The organism is Microbacterium sp. (assembly GCF_043427715.1).
GTDB lineage: Bacteria > Actinomycetota > Actinomycetes > Actinomycetales > Microbacteriaceae > Microbacterium.
The window spans coordinates 1-4,606 of record NZ_JBHWTD010000012.1 but is presented as its reverse complement, the minus strand read 5'-3'; the positions used below and the strand labels follow the sequence as shown (position 1 = coordinate 4,606).

Genomic DNA, 4,606 nt, shown 5'->3' with positions numbered 1-4,606 from the left:
TGGGGCGGCGGGCATGTGCTGCGCGGGGGCCGGCTCGAGGTCGTGAGCGACGTGCGACCGGGTCGAGGTCGTGGGGGTGCCAGCTCGAGGTCGTGGGATGCCAGCTCGAGGTCGCGGGCGATGATCCCGGACACGTGCTGCGGCGCGGGCCAGCTCGAGATCGTGGGCCAGCTCGAGGTTGCGGGGCGCCGGTTCGGGCATGTGCTGCGCGGGGGCCGGCTCGAGGTCGTGAGCGACGTGCGACCGGGTCGAGGTCGTGGGGGTGCCGGCTCGAGGTCGTGGGGGTGCCAGCTCGAGGTCGCGGGCGATGATCCGGACACGTGCTGCGGCGCGGGCCAGCTCGAGATCGTGGGCCAGCTCGAGGTCGTGGGGCGGCGGGCATGTGCTGCGCGGGGGCCGGCTCGAGGTCGTGAGCGACGTGCGACCGGGTCGAGGTCGTGGGGGTGCCAGCTCGAGGTCGTGGGATGCCAGCTCGAGGTCGCGGGATGCCAGCTCGAGGTCGCGGGCGACGATCCCGGGCACGCGCTGCGCGCGGGCCGGCTCGAGGTCGTGAGCGACGTGTGCGGCCAGCTCGAGATCGTGGGCCGGCTCGAGGTCGTGGCGTGCCAGCTCGAGGTCGCGGGCAGCCAGCTCGAGGCCGTGGGCGATGATCCCGGGCACGTTCTGCGGCGCGGGCCGGCTCGAGGTCGTGGGCAGCCAGCTCGGGGTTGCGGGGCGCCGGTTCGGGCATGTGCTCAGCTCGAGGTCGCGGGGCGTCGGTTTCCGGTTCGTGGGCCACGTGTGCGGCGATTTTGAACGGGGCGACGCACCATGTCGCCCCGTTTTTTTTCTGACCAGATTGGGGAGATGGGGGCGGTGGTCGCGGGGCTTCCGGCGCTTCCCCATCGGAAAAACGCGGGTGCGCTGACGAGGCCGCGCGCGCGTGCGCACGGTTACCAACGCGAGTTAACTACTTAGTTCTATAGGTATGTCTATGGTCTGTTATGCGACACACCATGTCGCCCCGTTCGCGACACAGTGTGTCGCCCCGCTCAGCGCGACGTGACGCACTATGTCGCCCCGCTGTGGATAACTGGCCAGTAGTGCCGCGACGACGTGACGCACTATGTCGCCCCGCTTGTGGACGACGTGACGCACTATGTCGCCCCGTATCGCGACGACGTGACGCGGTGTGTCGCCCCGCTGTGGATAACTGCCGTGACGACGTGACGCACTATGTCGCCCCGCTGTGGATAGCTGCGCGCTACCACAACGGATGTAACCCGTGGGCGGCGGCTCTCTCCGTGGCGAGCTGCGCGAGGTCGCCACGCTTGTGGCACGGTACGCAGAGCGGTTCGTAATCGTCGGGGTCGGGTGACCAGGGGCCGGGGCCGGAGTCGATGCGACGTGATGCGGCCGCGTGGCGGTATGCCCAGTGCGCGGCGGGCGTCGTCACACAGCGCGCGCACGGGTGCCCCGATGCGGGGCCGCGCAGGGCGCGCAGATGTGCGTGCGCCTGTGCGTAGGTGTGCGCGGTCGTGTGGCGTAGACGCTGGCCGCAACTGCGCGTGTGGCCGGCCAGTAGTGACGATGTGGCGACGGCATGATCTAGCCCGCAGTCGCACCGGCATTGCCACTTGTGGGCGTCTTCACGGTAGGACACCGCCACGAGCTGGCCGAACCGCTGGCCGGTCAGATCGTGGCGCCGGCGCGGCGGGGGCATCCCGAGCGGGTCGCCGTACCGGTACCAGCGTGCACGGTGAGGGGCGCAGAATCGCGCGCTCTGGTACAGCGGGCGGTCGCACCCGCTCACCGTGCATGCTCGGTTGTCGTGGCTCATCGCGCTTCGCGTGACGCTCTCTCCCGCTCTGCGTCCAGCAGTTCGGGCGTGAGCACGTCGTACACCGGGGGGCGCCGGTCGGCGCGCATGCGGCGGGTGGCTTCTTGGTCGCCGGGTCGGATCAGCTCGAGTTCTGTCAGCTCGACTAGGGCGCGTTGGATTGATCTACGGGTGCGGCCCAGCGCGTCGGCCATTGTTGTGACGCTCGGGTATGCGCAGTAGCCGGGATCGGTGCTGTACGCCGCGAGCGCGCACAGCACCGCGCGCGTCGTCGCCCGGTGCGTCACGGTCATGGGCAGCAGCGCGGCCCACTTACTCGCTGCGGTCGCCATGCGGCATAACCACGTACGTCGTCGGATGCCACTCTGTGCCGCCCACGCGCCGGGGTGGCTCGTCGACAGACAAGAGCCCAGCGGCCACCAGCTCGCGCACAGCGCGCTGGACAGCCTTAGGGGTGATGCCGAGTAGGCCGGCCACCCAAGGACGCCGGAGCGGGGCGCGTGAGATCTCCTGTTCATCCTCATGGGCGATGAGGGCCGCGAGGATGAGCACGCGATACGCCGTGAGCGTGCACTGAGACAGCGGGAGCATTGCAACCCGGCACATTGCTTGCGTGCTCATGACCGAGCCTCCAAACCCGCGATGTACGCGGCGCCGCGTGCCAGCTCTGACCGGCTCGGGCGCAGTGGCCAGCCGGCCGCACGAGCGGCACACTGCAGCGCGATCCGGTATCGGGCCGACGTGACCGGCAGCGCGCGCACGTCGTCGGGGATCATCGGCGTGAGTGCGGCGATGAGTTGCGCGGCCAATGGTGCGCCCTCTGGCAACTGCATGGCGCCGGTCACGAGTCGCCCCGAGTCTGCGCACGTGCGTAACTCGCGAGTGCGTCGGGGGCGATGCGAACGAGCCGCCCAATTTTGACGCTCGGCAGCGCGCGAGTCTCTACGAGCTTGCGCACCATGCGCGGCGTCACGTTCAGAGAGTCAGCCGCCTCCATCACGGTCAGTAGTCGACCAAAGTCGTTGGACATGTGTATTTCCCCTCACGGGATGCGAGGGGCGACAAAGAACACGCACGGGGGTCGAGTGCGTGCGATCTTCGATGCAGCGCGCGGGCGGCGGCGCGATCCTGTCTACGGATCGTGCGGGCCGGTGTCGCCCGGGGGCCGGTCGTGTGCCGTGCTAGGCCGTGCGCTGCATGCGTGTTTCCGGTGCGCGGGGTGCACGAACAAGCATCGGCGGCGGGTCGACAATCGTCGGCGGGCCGTCGTCGGGCTCGCGACGAGTCGGGATCGTCGCACCGATTACGGCGCTTGTCGCGACAACTGTCGCGGTCGAGCTGACCTCGGTGCGGGATGCGCTGGCAATCGGTAGCATCCCGCGCGCCGCGCGCCATGCGGCGGCGCGGTCTTCACCTTGGGTGAGGCCGGCGAGCAGCGTGCGATACAAGTTCGCGAGTGCACTACCTGACTTAGCGGCGGCCACGTTGGCGAGCAGCCTGCGCCGGACCGGTGCCCGCTTGGGCAGGCGATCCTGCGGACGATCAGCACCGACGCCCATAGACCGGGCGGCGGTGTAGGTGGTCATGCGAGCCACCATAGCGACGCGTGCAGACATTGAGTCACACGGCGCGCAGTTTCGGGACACCAGCGGCGGCGGCGGCGTATGGCTCGAGCGCGTCGGCCAGCACAGCATCGGAGTCGTCGGCGGCGTGCGCGTAGATCATGGCGGCGCGCATGGTCGTATGTCCTAGCCGGGCTTGCACGGCGGGCACCGATGCGCCGGCCCGGTAGGCGAACATGGCGCCGGTGTGCCGGAGGTCGTGCCAGGTGAGGTCATCGCGACCGATCACGGCGCGGGCTTTGCGGAACCATGCCGATACGCGCACGTTCGCGACCGGCCGGCCGTCGGGCAGGGCGAACACGAGCGCGCCCGGAGCATCGGGCACGTACTCGGCAAGGTGCGCGGCGATGAGCTGCGCGACGGTCGCGGGGATGCGTACGGTGCGGACGCTCTTGCGGGTCTTGGGCTGGCCGAACGCGACCGGCTGGCCGGGGACGTTCACTAGTGCCCGCTCGACACGCACGGTGCGCGCTTCTACGTCGACGTGCTCGCGGGCCAGGGCGAACAGCTCGCCATAGCGCAGACCTGACCACGCGGCCAGCCACACGGCGGCGGCGTACCGGGCGGGCATGTGTGCGGCCAGTTGCGCGACCTCGGCGGGGCTGGCGGTGCCGCGCTCCCGGTGCTGCGCGTTGGCGGCGCCTGGTATCTGGCAGGGGTTGGCTGACAGTAGCCCGTCGCGCACCGCGACAGTGAGCACGGCGCGCAACGTCGCATAGGCGCGGGCGGCTGTGGCTCGCCCCGCGACCTCGGGAGCCACGACCGGCCGCGACGGCGGCGGGGTGACCACAGGGCGACCGGCAGCCTCCCACGCGGCGACTACGGCGCGCGGGAGCCGGCCAGTGGCGGACACGTCGCGTCCGACGCTGCGCGCCCAACGGCGCGCCAGCCACTCGCTTGTCACTCCGGCCGGGCGCGCGCGAAAACCATCCGCACGGTTTCAACCAGAATTTAACGTTCTTATCGTACCACAACCCTCCCCGGTTTGCAAGTCCATTTCAGACAAAATAACGATTTTTTCGTATGTTTCCCGAACGGAGGAAAAACTTTGCAGGAGCCGCGAAACATTTGACACGTGCTCCGGCCGCACCTATAATCAAACCGGGCATCGGATGCCGTTTTGATGCCGAAACGATGTAATTTTGACCCGAAGGAGGCGGTGGCA

Annotated in this window: 6 protein-coding genes; all 6 read right to left on the bottom strand. The window is 69.4% G+C overall.

The features are described from left to right. The coding region (locus tag ACHFGS_RS01280; protein ID WP_394289073.1) for a hypothetical protein at window positions 1–660 on the bottom strand (660 nt) is incomplete at its 3' end. A gap of 1,155 nt (window positions 661–1,815) precedes the next feature. Then, the gene (locus ACHFGS_RS01275) at window positions 1,816–2,151 is read right to left on the bottom strand and encodes a helix-turn-helix domain-containing protein (protein WP_394279454.1); all 336 of its coding nucleotides are present in this window, start codon (window positions 2,149–2,151) and stop codon (window positions 1,816–1,818) included. 285 nt (window positions 2,152–2,436) lie between these two features. Beyond that, window positions 2,437–2,664 carry a hypothetical protein gene (locus tag ACHFGS_RS01270; protein WP_394279455.1) on the bottom strand — a complete coding sequence of 76 codons (228 nt, stop codon included), beginning with the start codon at window positions 2,662–2,664 and terminating at the stop codon, window positions 2,437–2,439. Next, entirely contained in the window at window positions 2,661–2,816 is a 156-nt protein-coding gene (locus tag ACHFGS_RS01265) for a helix-turn-helix domain-containing protein (RefSeq protein WP_394289074.1), read from the bottom strand. The genes ACHFGS_RS01270 and ACHFGS_RS01265 overlap by 4 nt, the downstream gene beginning before the upstream one ends. A gap of 184 nt (window positions 2,817–3,000) precedes the next feature. Continuing rightward, window positions 3,001–3,405 (bottom strand): hypothetical protein, encoded by a 405-nt coding sequence (locus ACHFGS_RS01260; RefSeq protein ID WP_394279457.1) that lies wholly within the window; start codon window positions 3,403–3,405, stop codon window positions 3,001–3,003. Between the two features lie 34 nt (window positions 3,406–3,439). After that, window positions 3,440–4,201 (bottom strand): tyrosine-type recombinase/integrase, encoded by a 762-nt coding sequence (locus ACHFGS_RS01255; RefSeq protein ID WP_394289072.1) that lies wholly within the window; start codon window positions 4,199–4,201, stop codon window positions 3,440–3,442. Window positions 4,202–4,606 lie beyond the last annotated feature (405 nt).